The sequence below is a fragment of the Paenibacillus sp. FSL P2-0089 genome (assembly GCF_038595095.1).
GTDB classification, from domain to species: Bacteria; Bacillota; Bacilli; order Paenibacillales; family Paenibacillaceae; genus Paenibacillus_AQ; species Paenibacillus_AQ silagei.
Map to the genome: position 1 here is coordinate 6,452,329 of NZ_CP152006.1, position 13,778 is coordinate 6,466,106.

A 13,778-nucleotide genomic window follows, 5' to 3' on the forward strand; every position below is an offset into this window, starting at 1 on the left:
TAAGCTTGAATCTTATTCTAGGTTATAACGTTACGCCTCCGGTTGCAAGTTTGGCGGCTGGTAAATTGATGAACCTGTCATTTCAGGCAACAAAAAAGCGCCATCTTTCCGGAAAAAGAGGCGCAAATGAGTTATCTGCTACAAGCGACCAACATTTAGCTATCGGTAGGCAACTTCAGAGAACATGTTCGTCACTTTATACCAGATCCAGCTTACGGCTTGGTCTATACTTTTGACTTGCCCGGAGATATGGGCGGTTGAAGCCTGATACAGCGAGCCGTCGATTACCGTTACGTTCCCGTTGACTTCCCCGTAGACTTGAGTCTTACCGTTCTCCACCGTCAGATCGCCGGAGATAATTTTGCCGGAGGGTACAATCACCGTATTCCCCTTGATCACAACCTGGTCGAGGTCTGCCCCTCTAACCACAAGCTGCCGATCCTGATTCCAAAAGGTTACGGAGCTCATCAGCATCACAAGAATGAACATAGACGCCGCCGTCAGGGCCGGATGTCGCTTGATCCAGGTGATGAAGGCTCTTTCCTTCTTGGGTTTCGGTAATGAATCCATAATCCGGCCAACCAAATCCTCCGAGGCCACAGGTGTCTGGTGCATCAGGGAAAACATCAGCATATCGGTCTGTTCCAGTTCTTTGAACCTCGCACGGCACTCCGTACAGGATAAAAGATGCTCCTTCAATTCCCTCTGCTGCAGGTCGGGCAAGTCGTCATCCAGGTAGTCGTGCATCATAGAGACGGCCAGTTTGCATTCCATAGGAGCCAATCCTTTCATACGTGCTAATTTAGTGCATAAGACTTGCTTAACTTACATACGTCCCTGCAATGCAGGAGTTTCATAAAAAATAATCTATTTTTACAATTTGGGTCCTAACTTCTTACGTAAAAACTCACGGCCACGATGCACCCGGGTCTTGATCGTCGTTACAGGCATATCCAGCACATCGCCGATCTCCTGAAGCGACAAATCCTGCAGATAGCGCAGAATCATAACCGACCTGTACTTCACGGGCAGGCTGTCGATGGCTTCATAGATGAGTCTCTGTGTCTCAGAGAGCAGCAGCTCCGTCTCCGGGGTCACATTATCACTCGGAATCATCGAATACCCGTCTATCCCCTCCTGGTCGTTCATCTCGGCATCCAGGGAATAGGTCGGGCGACGCTTACGCAGCCGGTCAATGCAGAGGTTCGTACCAATCCGGTAGATCCATGTCGAGAACTTCTGCTTATCATCATACCTGTCCAAATTTCTGTAGACGCGCAAAAAAGTCTCCTGAACAACATCCTCCGCCTCATGGCGGTTATTCAGCATACGGTAAGCCAAATGATAAATTTTGTCTTTATATAGTTCCACAAGCTCGGCAAATGCCCTTTGGTCACCCTTCAGGGCGAGCTTTGTCAGTCTGCCTTCCAGATTCTCCACCTGTTAACTCCCCCAGACTTGCCGCCCTTGGACTTTCAGCTCTTCGAAGACCACGGTACAAGCATTTAAATCGTAAATCATGTGCTTGCAAAAATCAAGGTTTGTATTGTTACCTTCTATATAATGTGCTGGAAAAGCTTGCTGCCGGGTTGCTGGCGGCTGATCGCTGAAGGAACCCCCTAGCCCCCCTGGCGGCTGATTAGTCGGGGGCTGCGCAGAACATTTGGACTTCCGGTCGCTGTTATTGGCAGATTTCCTGATTGGAACCGCTAGCTGCGGTTGAAATCTGCCAATAAAGGCGAACGCTATCGCTCCTACAGTTCCAAATTTCCGCTCCGCCCCTCCATCAGCCTGGTTCCCCCCACTACTTTTCTTGTTGCCCAGGTATATCTCAGGCAACAATGGGGTGGGGCATGGGCTCAGCCGGGTCTGCGACTCCCGGCCTCCCTGAAACGGCAAAAACCTCCTAGCAGATGAAGCATGCCCGTGCCTTATGCCACTCTTAGGGCAGCACCTCACTTGTTTGCATCCACCTGTTTCATCCTCATTCTATTTCTATTCGGTTTTTCGCATACATTTGGCCCGTGTGCCTTCGTGACCTTCCAATGTATTCGGTTTTTCACATACATTGGCTCATATGCCTTCGTCACTGCCCATTGTGTTCGGTTTTTCGCATATAATGTGCCCCTGTGCCTTCGTGACCGCCAATTCCTATAAAAAAATGCCCACCTCCGGTTAGGAGGTGGGCGGGGAATTCTGAAGCGGCTTAGGGCTTGCTTCAAAGATTCAAGACCGAAAGACCAGGGCCTAAGATCGGAAAATCAAAACCTTAAAGCGGCTTCGCCGACTTTTTAGAGCAACTGCAATAAACCAACCGCTACAGACAAATCAGCCGGTATTCCGAAGACCGGCGGCAATACCATTGATCGTGAGCAGTACCTCACGCAGCAGCTCAGCGTCATCCCCCTCAGCCTCACGCAGGGCGCGAAGCTCGGCGAGGAGCTGAACCTGGAGGTAGCTGAGCGGATCAACATACGGATTACGCAGGCGGATAGATTCCTGAATGACCGGAACATTATCCAGAATATCCTGCTGGCCGGTGATCTGAAGGATCAGCTCGGAGGTCAGCTTGAACTCAGCCTCGATCTGGCCGAAGATTCGCGCACGTGCTTCCTCGTTCTTGCCCATCCCGGCGTATTCCTTGGCGATGACAAGATCCGCCTTCGCAATAGCCATCTGCAGCGTATCGATCAGGGTCGTGAAGAATGAGAAGTTCGCATACATATGCTGCATGATCTTCATATTCTCTTCCTTGCCCTCATAGAAGCTCTGCAGACCGGTTCCGGCGGCATACCATGCTGGAAGCAGATAACGGCTCTGCGTCCAAGCGAATACCCAAGGAATCGCACGAAGGTCCTCGAAGCGCTCGCTATTCTTCCGCTTCGAAGGACGTGAGCCGATATTCAGCTCGCCTACCTCCGGCAGCGGGGTTGATTCTTTGAAATACGTCAGGAAATCTGGATCACGGAAGATCAGATCCTGATACTTGTTCAGCGAGACTTCAGAGATACGGGCAATAATCTCATCCCACTTGGCTTCGTACAGATCCGCTTGCGGCGATCTGGCATGAATAGCGGCCGTAATCAGAGCGGATGTCGCCTGCTCCAGACTGCGGTAAGCAATGCCTTTCATCGAATACCGGGAGGAGATAACCTCGCCCTGCTCGGTAATCTTAATCCCGCCGCCGATGGTGGAAGCCGGCTGGGCCAGAATGCTCCGGTTGAGCGGCATACCGCCGCGTCCGAGGGCGCCGCCCCGTCCGTGGAAGAACTTCAGCTTAATGCCGAACTCATCGGCAGCCGCTGTGATCTGCTTCAGGGCCACACGCAGCTCCCAGTTCGCTGTAACCACGCCGCCGTCTTTATTACTGTCGGAATATCCCAGCATGATCTCCTGCAGATCATTCATCGCACGGACCGCATCGCGGTAGATCGGCATACTCAGCAGCGTACGCATAATCTGCGGCGCATCATGCAGGTCGTCAATCGTCTCGAACAGCGGCACAGCCTGCAGAGTACAGACTACCGTACCGTCGTTGTCTTTGCGGAACAAGCCGACTTCCTTGGAGAAGACCATAACCTCCAGAATATCGCTTGCCGCCTCCGCCATACTGATCAGATAGCTTGTAATACACTGCTTGCCGTATTCCTCCTGCGCCTCATAGATCGCACGGTATACCGCCAGGCACTCCTCTGTCCCTTCACTATACGACTGGTAAGGAGAAGTCAGCGGACGCGGATCATTCAGCAGCTTCTCCAGCAGCACAATCTTCTCTTGCTCCGACAGCTTGGAGTAATCCGGTGTAATATTCATCTTGGCCAGAACCTCTGTCATCGCATTCTCATGCTCTTGGCTGTGCTGGCGGACATCCAGCGTAGAGGTGTGGAAGCCGAAGAGCTCCACCTGACGAATCAGCTTCTTAATGTAGGTATCAGCTACATAATCGGCATAGTGATGCCGCAGGCTGCGGTCAATCACATTCAGGTCGTCGATGAATTGCGCCGGGGATGAGTAGCGCTCTGGTGTTCCTTTTTTCTCATCGTCCAGCACATTCTGTGTCTTGGAGATCATATAGCTGAGCTTAATCCGGTAAGGCTCGTTATCATTACGCCAGGCATCAACCCGGTTAAGATTGATAATATTCCGGTCTGCCTCAATGGATTCCAGCAGCTCCGGCGTCACATTCACAATGCTTGTACTAAAGCTCAGGTACTGCATCAGCTCGCGCATAATACGCTGGTATTCACGAATAGCCAGCTTGCGCTGCAGACGGAGGGTCTGCAAGGTAACAGATGCCTTCACTGAAGGGTTGCCGTCGCGGTCTCCCCCGATCCATGAACCGAAACGCAGATAGGTCGGCACATGCCAGTTCTGGCCCGGATAATACTTGCTCAGACAGCGCTCAAGCTCCTGATATACATCCGGCAGCACTTCAAAAATCGTCTCATGGAAGTAATACATCCCGTTACGCACTTCATCCAGCACCGTTGGCTTACGGTCACGCAGTTCATCGGTCTGCCACAAGGTAATAACCTCGTTCAGCAGCTTCTCCCGAAGCTGTTCGCGTTCGCGGAACGTTAGCGTCGGATTATCCAAGCCCATGACGTCGTCGGAGATCCGTTTGTGGATATCGAGAATCGCACGGCGCATAGCTTCAGTAGGGTGAGCGGTCATAACCAGCTCGAGTGACATGCCGCTCATGATCTCAAGAACCTCTTCGTGGGAGAAATCCCGTTCGCGAAGGTCCTGAACCGCGCTCTCAATCGACCCCGGCTGTACCGTCTCCCCGGCAGAACGCTCGTAGTCGCGTTTCCGGCGAATCCGGTGGTTCTGCTCGGCGATATTCACCAACTGGAAATAAATCGCGAAGGCACGGATCACCTGATGGCGATTCTCCGGGTCCAGTGAGCTGATCAGCTCTTTAAATTCGTTGTGCAGTTCAGGCAAAAACAATGAGCGCAGCGATTTGCTGGTCTCCCGGATTTTCTCCACAATATCCAGCAGTTCGTTGCCGCCTTGGTGTACCAAGACTTCGCCCAGTATGTTCCCCAGGAACCGTACGTCCCGCCGCAGCAGATTGTTGGAGTTGCTTTTGCTAACGGTAGTCGTAAGTTCGGTCATGCTGCTCCCCCCATCCTCTTCCGGATCAATGCTCTTAACATTGTCTATTTGAAAAGCTTCCTCATATCATACAATAAAACCGCCCGGAAATCTTCAACTTTATTGCGCGGTAAAGCAGTGCAGTGATTTCGATTATACACCAAACCGGCCATTTATGCAGTCCCAAAAAATTATGTATTTCTTCCTGGTATATTCTCTCTTTGATATGTACTTTATGCAGTGTTCATGTGAAGTTATATGACGTAAAACGACAAAAACAGCCAGCTCCTCAGAGCCGGCCGTTCATCGCAGGTTAACTTTTATTTCATTGTGTGCCCTGAGCGATTGTTGAATGCCAATTCGAATAATCCGGTAGCCGATAACCCGGCCAATCCGCCTGCCCATAGACGCAAGGTCAACTCCAGCTCTGTAAAAGGATACGCCGCCGCTCCAACCAGCAGCCCGATGCCAAGTCCGATAAAAGGGATGCTGTTACGCGGCAAATGGGTATTATTTTTGATCAGCTGCACCAAGGCAAGAATAAATACGGCCAGGATGGAGGCAAAAGCCAATACATGGTCCAGCAGTTCGCGGTTCATCATGAGATTGCTCCTTTCTGCGGGATGGTGGTGATTTCAACGGTGTTGGCAGCCGGATGGTAGGCAATCTGAGCGCCGAGTGCCTCCGAAATTTTACGTGCAGGAACATAGGTAACCCCATTCTCCAGCCACCCGTCCGCAATCTTCCTCCCATTCACCTGTACTGCAACTTTCATCTGAGTCCTCATCGCTTGTTCCTCCTTGGGCTTGATGCGTTCAACCACCGCCTCCACGGCCGCAGCCGTAGGCTTTTTCCCGGTCCGCAGATCCGCAAGACTTAATCCGAAGCTCATCTGCAGATGCGGGTAATCCTTGAAGCTAGTCCAGTCGCCGCCCCATTCGAACCCGATGGCCTTAGCGTGCTGCACCACCTCCAGCCAATCCCGGGTCCCATTCTGGTTCTCATCCCTGTTCATATCCCAAGAGACACTTGAACCATCCGGAAGCAGCAGCGCAAAATCCGCCGCCAATCCATAATTGTGATAGCTGTACCCGCCGCGCGCATTCGTCACGATTGCTCCCGGCCGGGTTCGCCCCTGGGCATAGAGCGCATCCTGTTCGGCAATCGTCCGCAGGCCTTGCGTGATCAGAATGGGAACTCCAACAGCATAACTGCGTTCAATCAGTGCAGTCGCTGCGGCAAGGACGGCGGGATGAAGCCCGGACAGGCGGGCAGCGGATTTATTCAGGACCTGAGCCAGCGTCAGCATGCGATTCCTCCCCTTTCCTGATTTCAGAGAGGACCACGAACAGATCCTGGCGTCTGGTGTACATCAAGAGGGTTAGGATGACTAGCCCTATGGTCGTTCCCGTCTGGGCAATAGCCCAGGCATCCGATTGCAGCGAGCTTCGTATAGCGTCCGGGACGGGAGCGGAGCTGAATCTGATCCAGAAGGCCACCGCCATTTTAACCGTATACGCCCCGAGGAAAAAAAACGCAGCCAGCATAAACAGACTGACCACGCGCACCCGGAATCTTCGGCGGAAATACAAAAAAAGCGCAGCCATCAGCAGCAGCGCACAGATAAAGGATATAGAATAGGCCAGTAACAACACAATATCAATGCTGCTCATCTTCTGCCCCCCGATCATAGATTAGGAACTCGGCGAACCCGTTGTTCCTGATTTCTTCCTGAATGTCTTTAGAGACATTCTTATACCTGCGGATAGAGAGCGATACTCGGTGTCCTGCCAGCGCCAGCCTCCGCTCTCTGTCCCGGTGCAGGGGCGATAGACGCTTGATCCACGCACTCAGCACGTTATCCCCCCCTGTCTTCTTCATTAGTACTGGTACTACCCGTATGGCTGCCTGCGGAATGGTCTATCTTCAAGCGCTGTAAGACTTCAAGCGTGGGTGCCATGAAGTCTGACCGCTCTTTGTCGAGGATATTCTGCAGCCTGTCCCGGTCTTCCTCAGCACGCTCCAGCAGTTCACGCGGCACCAGATTCCCCTTCACAATTGACCGCAAAAGCACAAGCATAATCATGAGCAGAATCAGAGCGATGATATAAGCCAGTCCATACTTATCCGCAAGCGGCAGCAGCTTCTCCAGATTCGCTACATCGTTGCTGTCCATTGCTTCACTCCCTTCTGTGTGGTTATTAAAGTAGTTATATAAGACGCACTTAAGATTTAAACTTGAAGCTTCATCGTCACTGCGGTGAATATTTGGACTTAGCCCCCGGACGGGTCCGAGGGCAAAATAAAAACGCCCTGAGCGGCGCCTGTGGCAATCTACTCTTCAGTTACAAGAAACGTAAGTCCGTTCTCCACCAGAATCTGCTTGACGGCAGGCTTCAGCGTAGAGGGGATCTCGCTATACTTCGTCTTCCCCAGCGTAACGCGTTGTGCGAAAAATAATGCCATTGCTCTCACCACCTTTCTATTATAGAGGTAATGCGCAGGTTAGACCCGCTGAACGATTACGTGTAGACTTGCGTGGCCATCTCCGCAATGAGATCCTCAATGAAATCCGCCCGTTCGCTGAGCGCGTTATTCTGCGCCTTTAGCCACAGATTCTCTTGCTGCAACTGCTCCAGCTCTGTCAGTACCGGCGGCTTGTTGGCCTCAGCCTCCTGGTACGCTTCCCACGCTACCTGCAATTCAGCCTCTGTCGGCTGTGGCGCGTCCAGATTCCAGACGGCGATATGCGGCCCGCGTTCTACGAGATCATAATCCTCGCCTTCGGTCAGCAGATTATAGTCAATGCCGTGGCGGTAGTGGACGCCCTCTACGGGTTGTTCGTCGATTTCTGGCGGCTTGATCTCGTAGCGTACCCAGCCTTTGGCTTCGGCTCCCGGCCGCAGGACGGGTTCTGGGCCGTTGTTCCATATTTCGAAGTCTTTTAAACTATCAATATCAGGGTAAATATATTTAACTGCATTAGATAAATCCATCTAGATGATCCCTCCTTTAAGCTACTCTAACTATTTCAAGCCTAGATATGTCGTTACCTCCGGTAATAGTTGCTGAATTGGAACTCCATCCTTGAATGATGAAATAATCTCCTAATGGCAGGTAGAGCAATATCTCTCCCGCTAACAATAAATGCATACTAACAGAACCCGCATTTTTCACATCAATCGCGTAAGCCGAAACACCGGCCTGAAGAACTCTTAATTGACATTGAACTGTAGCCGCAACATTAGCAACTAACCCGGAAGCTCTGACTTTGTACCATCCCGTTTGTGGCGAAGTAAACACTCCTGTTGTTCCGCTGTATCCCCCCATTTGATTAGTCGATACGCCGGCATATTTTATCATTGTCCAAGCATTAGCAGATAAGGATTGATCTGCAGCCATCCCTGCCCATACGATCGGTCTTGAGGCGTAGGTATTATCTCCCCAAGGATTGACAACCCCAGACGTTACGCTCCCACTATTTTGAGAAGCTATATCACTGAAAGTTGAACTGGTTGGATAAGTGCCATTGTAAGATAACACCCCACCCTCAGCACCCATTAAAGCCACCTTATTTGCCGTTCCATCTGTACTCCACACCAAGACGTTTGAATTTTGTCCTGCGTAGAATCCAACATATTTATTAGAGACCCTACATGCGTATGAATACAGCTTAGAAGAATGGGCCACAAAACCATGATATGTGGTTGTAGCTGCTGTAGCTTGGCAGTAATAAAACTCTACGTTAGAACAATTTTCAACCATGAATGCATGTGCCGTTGCCGATTGAGCATTTAATCCATAAACAGACACGACCACACCACAATTAATGATACGTAGTGAGTGTATATTGTAACTTGCGCTTAGCGCACGGACTCCACTGTTAATTTGAATTTTACCTGATCCTTTAAAACCGCCCATGTTCAGTACTTCGTTGTATGTCCCAGGTGCTATATTAATAGTAACAGCATGGTTGACAGTCGAGGGTATAACTGAGAATGCCTTCCCAATCGTCCGAAACGCTCCACCCGCCGTATCTGCCGTTCCCGTATTCCCATCATTTCCATCAGTCCGGACATAATAGGTAATATCCGTAATAGTCTGCTGCGGTGTAGTCACCAGATTCGCCTTGCCATTCCAGGCCGTCTTCTCCGCATCGGTTACGAAACGGTTGGACGAGTCCAGTACAATAATCGATGGCGAATGCGTGGAAGGATGCACATAATTATTAGCCCCCTGTGCCACGCTATCCAGCTTCGACTTGTCCCCTGCGGCCATTAGCCCGGCAGCGGTCGTGGTCGCAACCGCAGTAGATGCCTTGGCGTTCCATGCCGTGCGCTCCGCGGCTGTGATGTGTTTGACCGCATCCGCGGCGTGATCCTGCGCGGCCTTGACGGCGGTGTCCAGAATATCCATATTGCCGTTCAGATCGGTGATATCTACAATGTCTGTACCATCGGGCTTTTTCAGCCCCAGATTACCCGTTGTTTTCATCGCTCACACTCCTATTCATATACTCTTAGTTCATTCCAGGTCTTGCCGTGCGCACCGTTCCAGGTGAGGGACTTCAAGGAATCCCACCAGGTGTAGCTGTACACGAAGCTGTAATCCAGATGGGCCGGCTTAATCTCTTCCATGATCTGAATCAGACCTGCCATATTGGCCGGGATGCCCAGCGTGCCGACGAAGCGCACCTCGAAGCTGTACGCTTCGGGCACCTCGACTACCTCCACATCTCCCCCGGAAAAAGCAGACGCCGTCCGCCTAATCATTTCCGGCGTAGTTGTTCCGCTGCCTCGCAGCTTGGCCTTGATCATCTCCCGCCTGGTGGCGTAGGACTTGTTCGGATCTGAGGCCAGTCCCAGCATCCGCTCCCAGCGGGACAGCCCCCAGGTAGCCGACTCCAGCGTCTTCTGATCGTCACTGTCGGCCATGGCGTATGCCACTTCACCGCAGGCTCTACCTGCGCTGGCCTGCACAGCCTCCATCTCAGGCACGCCCTGATAATACTCGGGCAGGTATTTCATTAGATCGGGAGCGGTAATCTCCGGCCCTTCCCCTGTCACATCATCTGCCGAATATGCCACAACGCCATATATACTGTCTCCATAAGCCACAGCTACACCCCCTTCAGCTGGTTCCAGGTCAGCGGACCCTTCGGCATATAATCATGGGTATGTGCAGCTGCCGGATAGACGGAAGGCTTGCCGTCCACACCTGACCACGGAACCGTATCCGCAGCCTGGGCATAATCAACCTTGCCGTTGTTATTCGTGTCGTAGATGCTTTTCAGCATATCGCCTGTGCTTTGGCCTGCCGCCAGCAGCATATTGCTGCTGCCGCTGCCGATGAACAGCTTACCGCTATCCGTGCAGTAGCCCAGCTCGCCTGCGGCCAGCGTACCCAGCGCGCTCTCCAGGCCGCGGCGGATTTGAATCAATGTCTTCCGTGCCATGGTCACCGCCTCCTAGAATGTTCCGCCGTCGATAGTGCTTACCGTGAGCTGGTTGCCATTGGCCGAATCGTAGACGATACTCGAACCGTCGATGTTGACCTCGATTCCCGTCGAGTTTACCAGAACTCCCTTACCCGGCTTGGCCGCAACGCTGGTTGAACCGACAATGATCCCATTGCCTGCCCCGACGGTCAGTGTGACACTGTCCGCCTGCCCGCCGCCGGTAAGACCATTCCCAGCCGTGATCGTCTGTAGCGCGCCGCCCGTCCGCACCCAGGCACTCCCGTTCCAGCTGTAGATTTTCTGCTCATCGTCCACATAGGCCGTCCAGCCGACAGCCGGAACATAATAGGCCCAGCTACCTGCGGCATACTCCGCAATCTGACTGGTTTTACCCGCCCAGACGCCGGTTGCGCCAGAAGGAATGATATACCTGTCAGCTTCCACGGGACTTCCTGGCGGAGCCGTCAGGTGCTGATCCTTCACCGAAGCCTGCGGCTCAATATTATGCTTGGCCAGCTCGATTTCGTTTTTGATTTTTTGCGCGGACCACAGATCTGTAATCGTCGACCCGCCGTCGTTGATAACCCTGTGCTTCGCGGTATCGTTAAGGTGCGTTGCAATTTCTGCGGCAGTCTTCGAATTCGTGCCGTCCGACACTTTATTGGGATGCCCTGCTGTAAGATCCGCCTTGAGCACCTTGGCATACGTGGAGCCGTCAGCGATATCGTCCACCGTTCCGCTCACATCTGTTAATTTCTGCGCGTTAACCCGGCGCCAGGCGGCCCCGTCATCGAAATACAAATACCCGCTGTTACTCCCGCTGCTCACATAGTATAGACGCCCAACCGAGGCTGCCGCAGGACGCGAAGCTTCGGGACCGGACAAGGCCCGGCCCACCATGGAGTTGGAGCTACCGTCTCCGATATAGACCTCCTTCGTATCTGTACAGAAGCCCATTTCGCCCGCCTTCAGCATCCCGTAAGTGGACAGCTCGGCCCGGGTACCGCGTTTGACCTGAATGGTCTGTGCCATATTACACCTCTCTTCTAAAAGATCCGCCGTCAATCAGACCGGCCTGTTTATACCGCTCCAGTTCACGCTGCGTAGCCGTAAGCCCGCCCTGTAACTGGTTCACATCATCCGCTTCCACAGTGTCTCCCGGTGTCTCGTAAGTCACATAGACTTCGGGCACATCCGCATAGATGTTAATGAGCCGCCGCCAAGGAGCCTCGTCCGGGAAAGAGACCGAGTAATTGCGCACCTCTGTCCCGCTGAAGCGTGAGCCTGTGTACACGGCCAGCGTCTGATTGTTAATATTGTCGTGGGCCAGCAGTCCGCTGAATGCACCACCTGTAAGCCGAAGCTTCTCCTCTACAACATGACTGCCGCCGTTTGCCTTTTTGTTCAGCTTATCCTGAAAGACATCGATCTGCTCCGGATATCCCATGCTACACCTCCAGTACGACATTGCCGAACAGCGGCACTTCTGTCTCCAGCAGAGGGATATTTGCCGTCCCGCCGTTCAGCTTCAGCCCGCTATAATCCACAACGCCCTCCGTATTCAGCAGCAATGCGCCAATGACCGATTGACTGATATAGGTAGCGGCAAAAGCCTTCTCCTTACGATACTTCTCCAGGAGCGCCGTAAAAGCTTGAATAACCGGCTGCAGCGCATAGCCGGCCGCCAGCGTAACCTTAGCTGAGACATCAACCACCTTGCCTGTGGCCGATGCCACCGTTACCACCGCTCCCACCGGAGCCTGGCCCTCGCCAAGACCCGGCGCAGGATCAATGAACTGCTGCACCTGGGAGACCAGCAGCGGGGAGGCGGGCTGATGCTCCGCGTTCACAATGACCACCTTGACCGTCTTCGGTCCGGCCCACAGCGGGAAGACCCGCGCTCCCCCTACGCCCTGAATCTGCTGCGCCCACTCCATATAATGATATTTATTGCCGCTCGTTGCAGGCCGCCGGGCCGAATCGAAGTACCGCTGCCGCAGCGCTTCATCCGTCTCCGCATCCGTCCCCGGAACCAGCAGGCCCGTAATCTCCCCCCGGGCCAGTCCCGGGATATAATCAATCGGCAGCAGCGCGCCTGAATACTGATTCCCCTCAGCCCCAGCAGTTTCGCTCTCCAGGCGGTACGTCCCGGGAGCCAGCTTCTCCGCCGCACTATAATGAAGCAGTCCCAGGGAGAAACGGCTGCCCAGCGGAATGTCCAGAGGCTGTTCGCCGCTGGTATAGAACCTCGCGCCCAGCTGCGCTTTGCCTGCCGGATGACGCTTCAATCCCGTCCAGGCAATGGTTCGTTCCAGATATTCGCCATCTGCCGTATCCGGGAAGAACAGATTATTGCTGACCTCAAGCTCCAGATACATCTGGGCCATTTCAGCCGCCGCCGGCGCAAGCGCATCATAGATAATACTTCCCTCGCGCTTATCCAGCCCCTCTGGCACACGATCCAGCATGCGTTCCAGAAGAACCTCGTACGTCTGATCCTCATACATTGCCAATCCCCTCCTTTCTCAGCTCCACATCACCATATATCGTGACAGCGGTACAGCTGAAGCTAACCGTATCTCCGTCAAAAAAAATCTCCACATCCTCAAGCGCCTGAATCCGCTCATCCTGGAGCAGCGCATCGCTGATCAGGCGGCGCAGCTCCGGCCGGGCCAGCAGCCTGTCCTGACCCAGCACCAGCTTCCACTCCGTTCCGTAGTCTGTGCTATAGATCAGGTACTCATATCGGCTGGTCTGCAGCACCTTAATTGCTGCCTGCTTCACCGCTTCAAGCCCGTCTACCTGCCCGCCGATCCGCCTGCTCTCCCAGTCCATCTGGTACGTCAGGCTCGGGGCATTCCCCGGAGCGGTCACATTCCCTTCCAGCGCTCCTGTCACCGGACCGGATTTGCCTATCGCCGGAATCATAGGTCCACCAGCCGATCGAGGACAATATAGCTCTGTCCGCCTTGCATCCGCACGAGCAGCACGCGGTCTCCCGCTTCAAGTCCACGGCGCAGCAGGATCTCCCGGCCTTCGATCACAGCCTTGCTCTCCATCACGGATTCAACCACCACCAGTGCGGCTCCTGTCAGCAGCAGCCGCTGCTCCACCTGAATCTGCAGCGGCTGTGCCAGAACCACTGTCCCATAAGCCAAAGCCACCGGATTCGTATTCGATACGGCCCCGAGGCTTGCCTGTTTAATAATATCGAGCATGT

At 53.3% G+C, this 13,778-nt stretch carries 18 protein-coding genes; all 18 read right to left on the reverse strand.

Going from position 1 to position 13,778, the window contains the following annotated elements; all coding sequences use genetic code 11:
• Window positions 1-159 precede the first annotated feature (159 nt).
• Window positions 160-774 carry a zf-HC2 domain-containing protein gene (locus NST69_RS27140; RefSeq protein WP_036724508.1) on the reverse strand — a complete coding sequence of 205 codons (615 nt, stop codon included), beginning with the start codon at window positions 772-774 and terminating at the stop codon, window positions 160-162.
• A gap of 99 nt (window positions 775-873) precedes the next feature.
• Entirely contained in the window at window positions 874-1,440 is a 567-nt protein-coding gene (gene sigW / locus NST69_RS27145; protein ID WP_036696241.1) for an RNA polymerase sigma factor SigW, read from the reverse strand.
• A gap of 888 nt (window positions 1,441-2,328) precedes the next feature.
• Entirely contained in the window at window positions 2,329-5,121 is a 2,793-nt protein-coding gene (gene ppc, locus NST69_RS27150) for a phosphoenolpyruvate carboxylase (protein ID WP_342547612.1), read from the reverse strand.
• Between the two features lie 299 nt (window positions 5,122-5,420).
• Window positions 5,421-5,699 carry a holin gene (locus tag NST69_RS27155; protein ID WP_340757619.1) on the reverse strand — a complete coding sequence of 93 codons (279 nt, stop codon included), beginning with the start codon at window positions 5,697-5,699 and terminating at the stop codon, window positions 5,421-5,423.
• Window positions 5,699-6,409 carry a M15 family metallopeptidase gene (locus NST69_RS27160; protein WP_342547613.1) on the reverse strand — a complete coding sequence of 237 codons (711 nt, stop codon included), beginning with the start codon at window positions 6,407-6,409 and terminating at the stop codon, window positions 5,699-5,701. The genes NST69_RS27155 and NST69_RS27160 overlap by 1 nt, the downstream gene beginning before the upstream one ends.
• Window positions 6,381-6,773, reverse strand: coding sequence for a hypothetical protein (locus tag NST69_RS27165; protein ID WP_076160710.1), 393 nt, complete (start codon window positions 6,771-6,773; stop codon window positions 6,381-6,383). The genes NST69_RS27160 and NST69_RS27165 overlap by 29 nt, the downstream gene beginning before the upstream one ends.
• On the reverse strand, window positions 6,760-6,957 hold the full coding sequence (locus NST69_RS27170) for a hypothetical protein (protein ID WP_036724517.1): 198 nt from the start codon (window positions 6,955-6,957) through the stop codon (window positions 6,760-6,762). The genes NST69_RS27165 and NST69_RS27170 overlap by 14 nt, the downstream gene beginning before the upstream one ends.
• A 1-nt stretch (window position 6,958) precedes the next feature.
• Window positions 6,959-7,276: a hypothetical protein gene (locus NST69_RS27175; RefSeq protein ID WP_036724518.1), complete on the reverse strand. Its 318-nt coding sequence runs from the start codon at window positions 7,274-7,276 to the stop codon at window positions 6,959-6,961.
• A 158-nt stretch (window positions 7,277-7,434) separates the two neighbouring features.
• Window positions 7,435-7,566: a hypothetical protein gene (locus NST69_RS27180; RefSeq protein ID WP_268748445.1), complete on the reverse strand. Its 132-nt coding sequence runs from the start codon at window positions 7,564-7,566 to the stop codon at window positions 7,435-7,437.
• Window positions 7,567-7,622: 56 nt separating this feature from the next.
• Window positions 7,623-8,096 carry an XkdW family protein gene (locus NST69_RS27185; protein ID WP_342547614.1) on the reverse strand — a complete coding sequence of 158 codons (474 nt, stop codon included), beginning with the start codon at window positions 8,094-8,096 and terminating at the stop codon, window positions 7,623-7,625.
• Window positions 8,097-8,112: 16 nt separating this feature from the next.
• Complete coding sequence (locus tag NST69_RS27190) at window positions 8,113-9,594, reverse strand: hypothetical protein (RefSeq protein WP_342547615.1); 1,482 nt, start codon at window positions 9,592-9,594, stop codon at window positions 8,113-8,115.
• 11 nt (window positions 9,595-9,605) lie between these two features.
• Window positions 9,606-10,217, reverse strand: coding sequence for a YmfQ family protein (locus tag NST69_RS27195; protein ID WP_036724522.1), 612 nt, complete (start codon window positions 10,215-10,217; stop codon window positions 9,606-9,608).
• 2 nt (window positions 10,218-10,219) lie between these two features.
• Entirely contained in the window at window positions 10,220-10,555 is a 336-nt protein-coding gene (locus NST69_RS27200) for a hypothetical protein (protein WP_081751111.1), read from the reverse strand.
• A gap of 12 nt (window positions 10,556-10,567) precedes the next feature.
• Entirely contained in the window at window positions 10,568-11,590 is a 1,023-nt protein-coding gene (locus tag NST69_RS27205) for a DUF2793 domain-containing protein (RefSeq protein ID WP_342547616.1), read from the reverse strand.
• 1 nt (window position 11,591) lies between these two features.
• Entirely contained in the window at window positions 11,592-12,005 is a 414-nt protein-coding gene (locus NST69_RS27210) for a phosphoglucomutase (RefSeq protein ID WP_209879667.1), read from the reverse strand.
• A 1-nt stretch (window position 12,006) separates the two neighbouring features.
• Window positions 12,007-13,065, reverse strand: coding sequence for a baseplate J/gp47 family protein (locus tag NST69_RS27215; RefSeq protein WP_342547617.1), 1,059 nt, complete (start codon window positions 13,063-13,065; stop codon window positions 12,007-12,009).
• A complete protein-coding gene (locus NST69_RS27220; protein ID WP_342547618.1) occupies window positions 13,058-13,486 on the reverse strand; it encodes a DUF2634 domain-containing protein in 429 nt (142 codons plus the stop codon). Before NST69_RS27220 ends, NST69_RS27215 begins: the two co-directional genes overlap by 8 nt.
• Window positions 13,483-13,776, reverse strand: coding sequence for a DUF2577 domain-containing protein (locus tag NST69_RS27225; protein WP_036724530.1), 294 nt, complete (start codon window positions 13,774-13,776; stop codon window positions 13,483-13,485). The genes NST69_RS27220 and NST69_RS27225 overlap by 4 nt, the downstream gene beginning before the upstream one ends.
• Window positions 13,777-13,778 lie beyond the last annotated feature (2 nt).

Bases quoted from the DNA above. Each gene is read 5' to 3' on its own strand.
- NST69_RS27140 (WP_036724508.1), bottom strand. From the start codon at position 774: ATGGAATGCAAACTGGCCGTCTCTATGATGCACGACTACCTGGATGAC.
- ppc (WP_342547612.1), bottom strand. From the start codon at position 5,121: ATGACCGAACTTACGACTACCGTTAGCAAAAGCAACTCCAACAATCTG.
- NST69_RS27155 (WP_340757619.1), bottom strand. From the start codon at position 5,699: ATGAACCGCGAACTGCTGGACCATGTATTGGCTTTTGCCTCCATCCTG.
- NST69_RS27160 (WP_342547613.1), bottom strand. From the start codon at position 6,409: ATGCTGACGCTGGCTCAGGTCCTGAATAAATCCGCTGCCCGCCTGTCC.
- NST69_RS27165 (WP_076160710.1), bottom strand. From the start codon at position 6,773: ATGAGCAGCATTGATATTGTGTTGTTACTGGCCTATTCTATATCCTTT.
- NST69_RS27175 (WP_036724518.1), bottom strand. From the start codon at position 7,276: ATGGACAGCAACGATGTAGCGAATCTGGAGAAGCTGCTGCCGCTTGCG.
- NST69_RS27180 (WP_268748445.1), bottom strand. From the start codon at position 7,566: ATGGCATTATTTTTCGCACAACGCGTTACGCTGGGGAAGACGAAGTAT.
- NST69_RS27185 (WP_342547614.1), bottom strand. From the start codon at position 8,096: ATGGATTTATCTAATGCAGTTAAATATATTTACCCTGATATTGATAGT.
- NST69_RS27190 (WP_342547615.1), bottom strand. From the start codon at position 9,594: ATGAAAACAACGGGTAATCTGGGGCTGAAAAAGCCCGATGGTACAGAC.
- NST69_RS27200 (WP_081751111.1), bottom strand. From the start codon at position 10,555: ATGGCACGGAAGACATTGATTCAAATCCGCCGCGGCCTGGAGAGCGCG.
- NST69_RS27205 (WP_342547616.1), bottom strand. From the start codon at position 11,590: ATGGCACAGACCATTCAGGTCAAACGCGGTACCCGGGCCGAGCTGTCC.
- NST69_RS27210 (WP_209879667.1), bottom strand. From the start codon at position 12,005: ATGGGATATCCGGAGCAGATCGATGTCTTTCAGGATAAGCTGAACAAA.
- NST69_RS27215 (WP_342547617.1), bottom strand. From the start codon at position 13,065: ATGTATGAGGATCAGACGTACGAGGTTCTTCTGGAACGCATGCTGGAT.
- NST69_RS27220 (WP_342547618.1), bottom strand. From the start codon at position 13,486: ATGATTCCGGCGATAGGCAAATCCGGTCCGGTGACAGGAGCGCTGGAA.
- NST69_RS27225 (WP_036724530.1), bottom strand. From the start codon at position 13,776: ATGCTCGATATTATTAAACAGGCAAGCCTCGGGGCCGTATCGAATACG.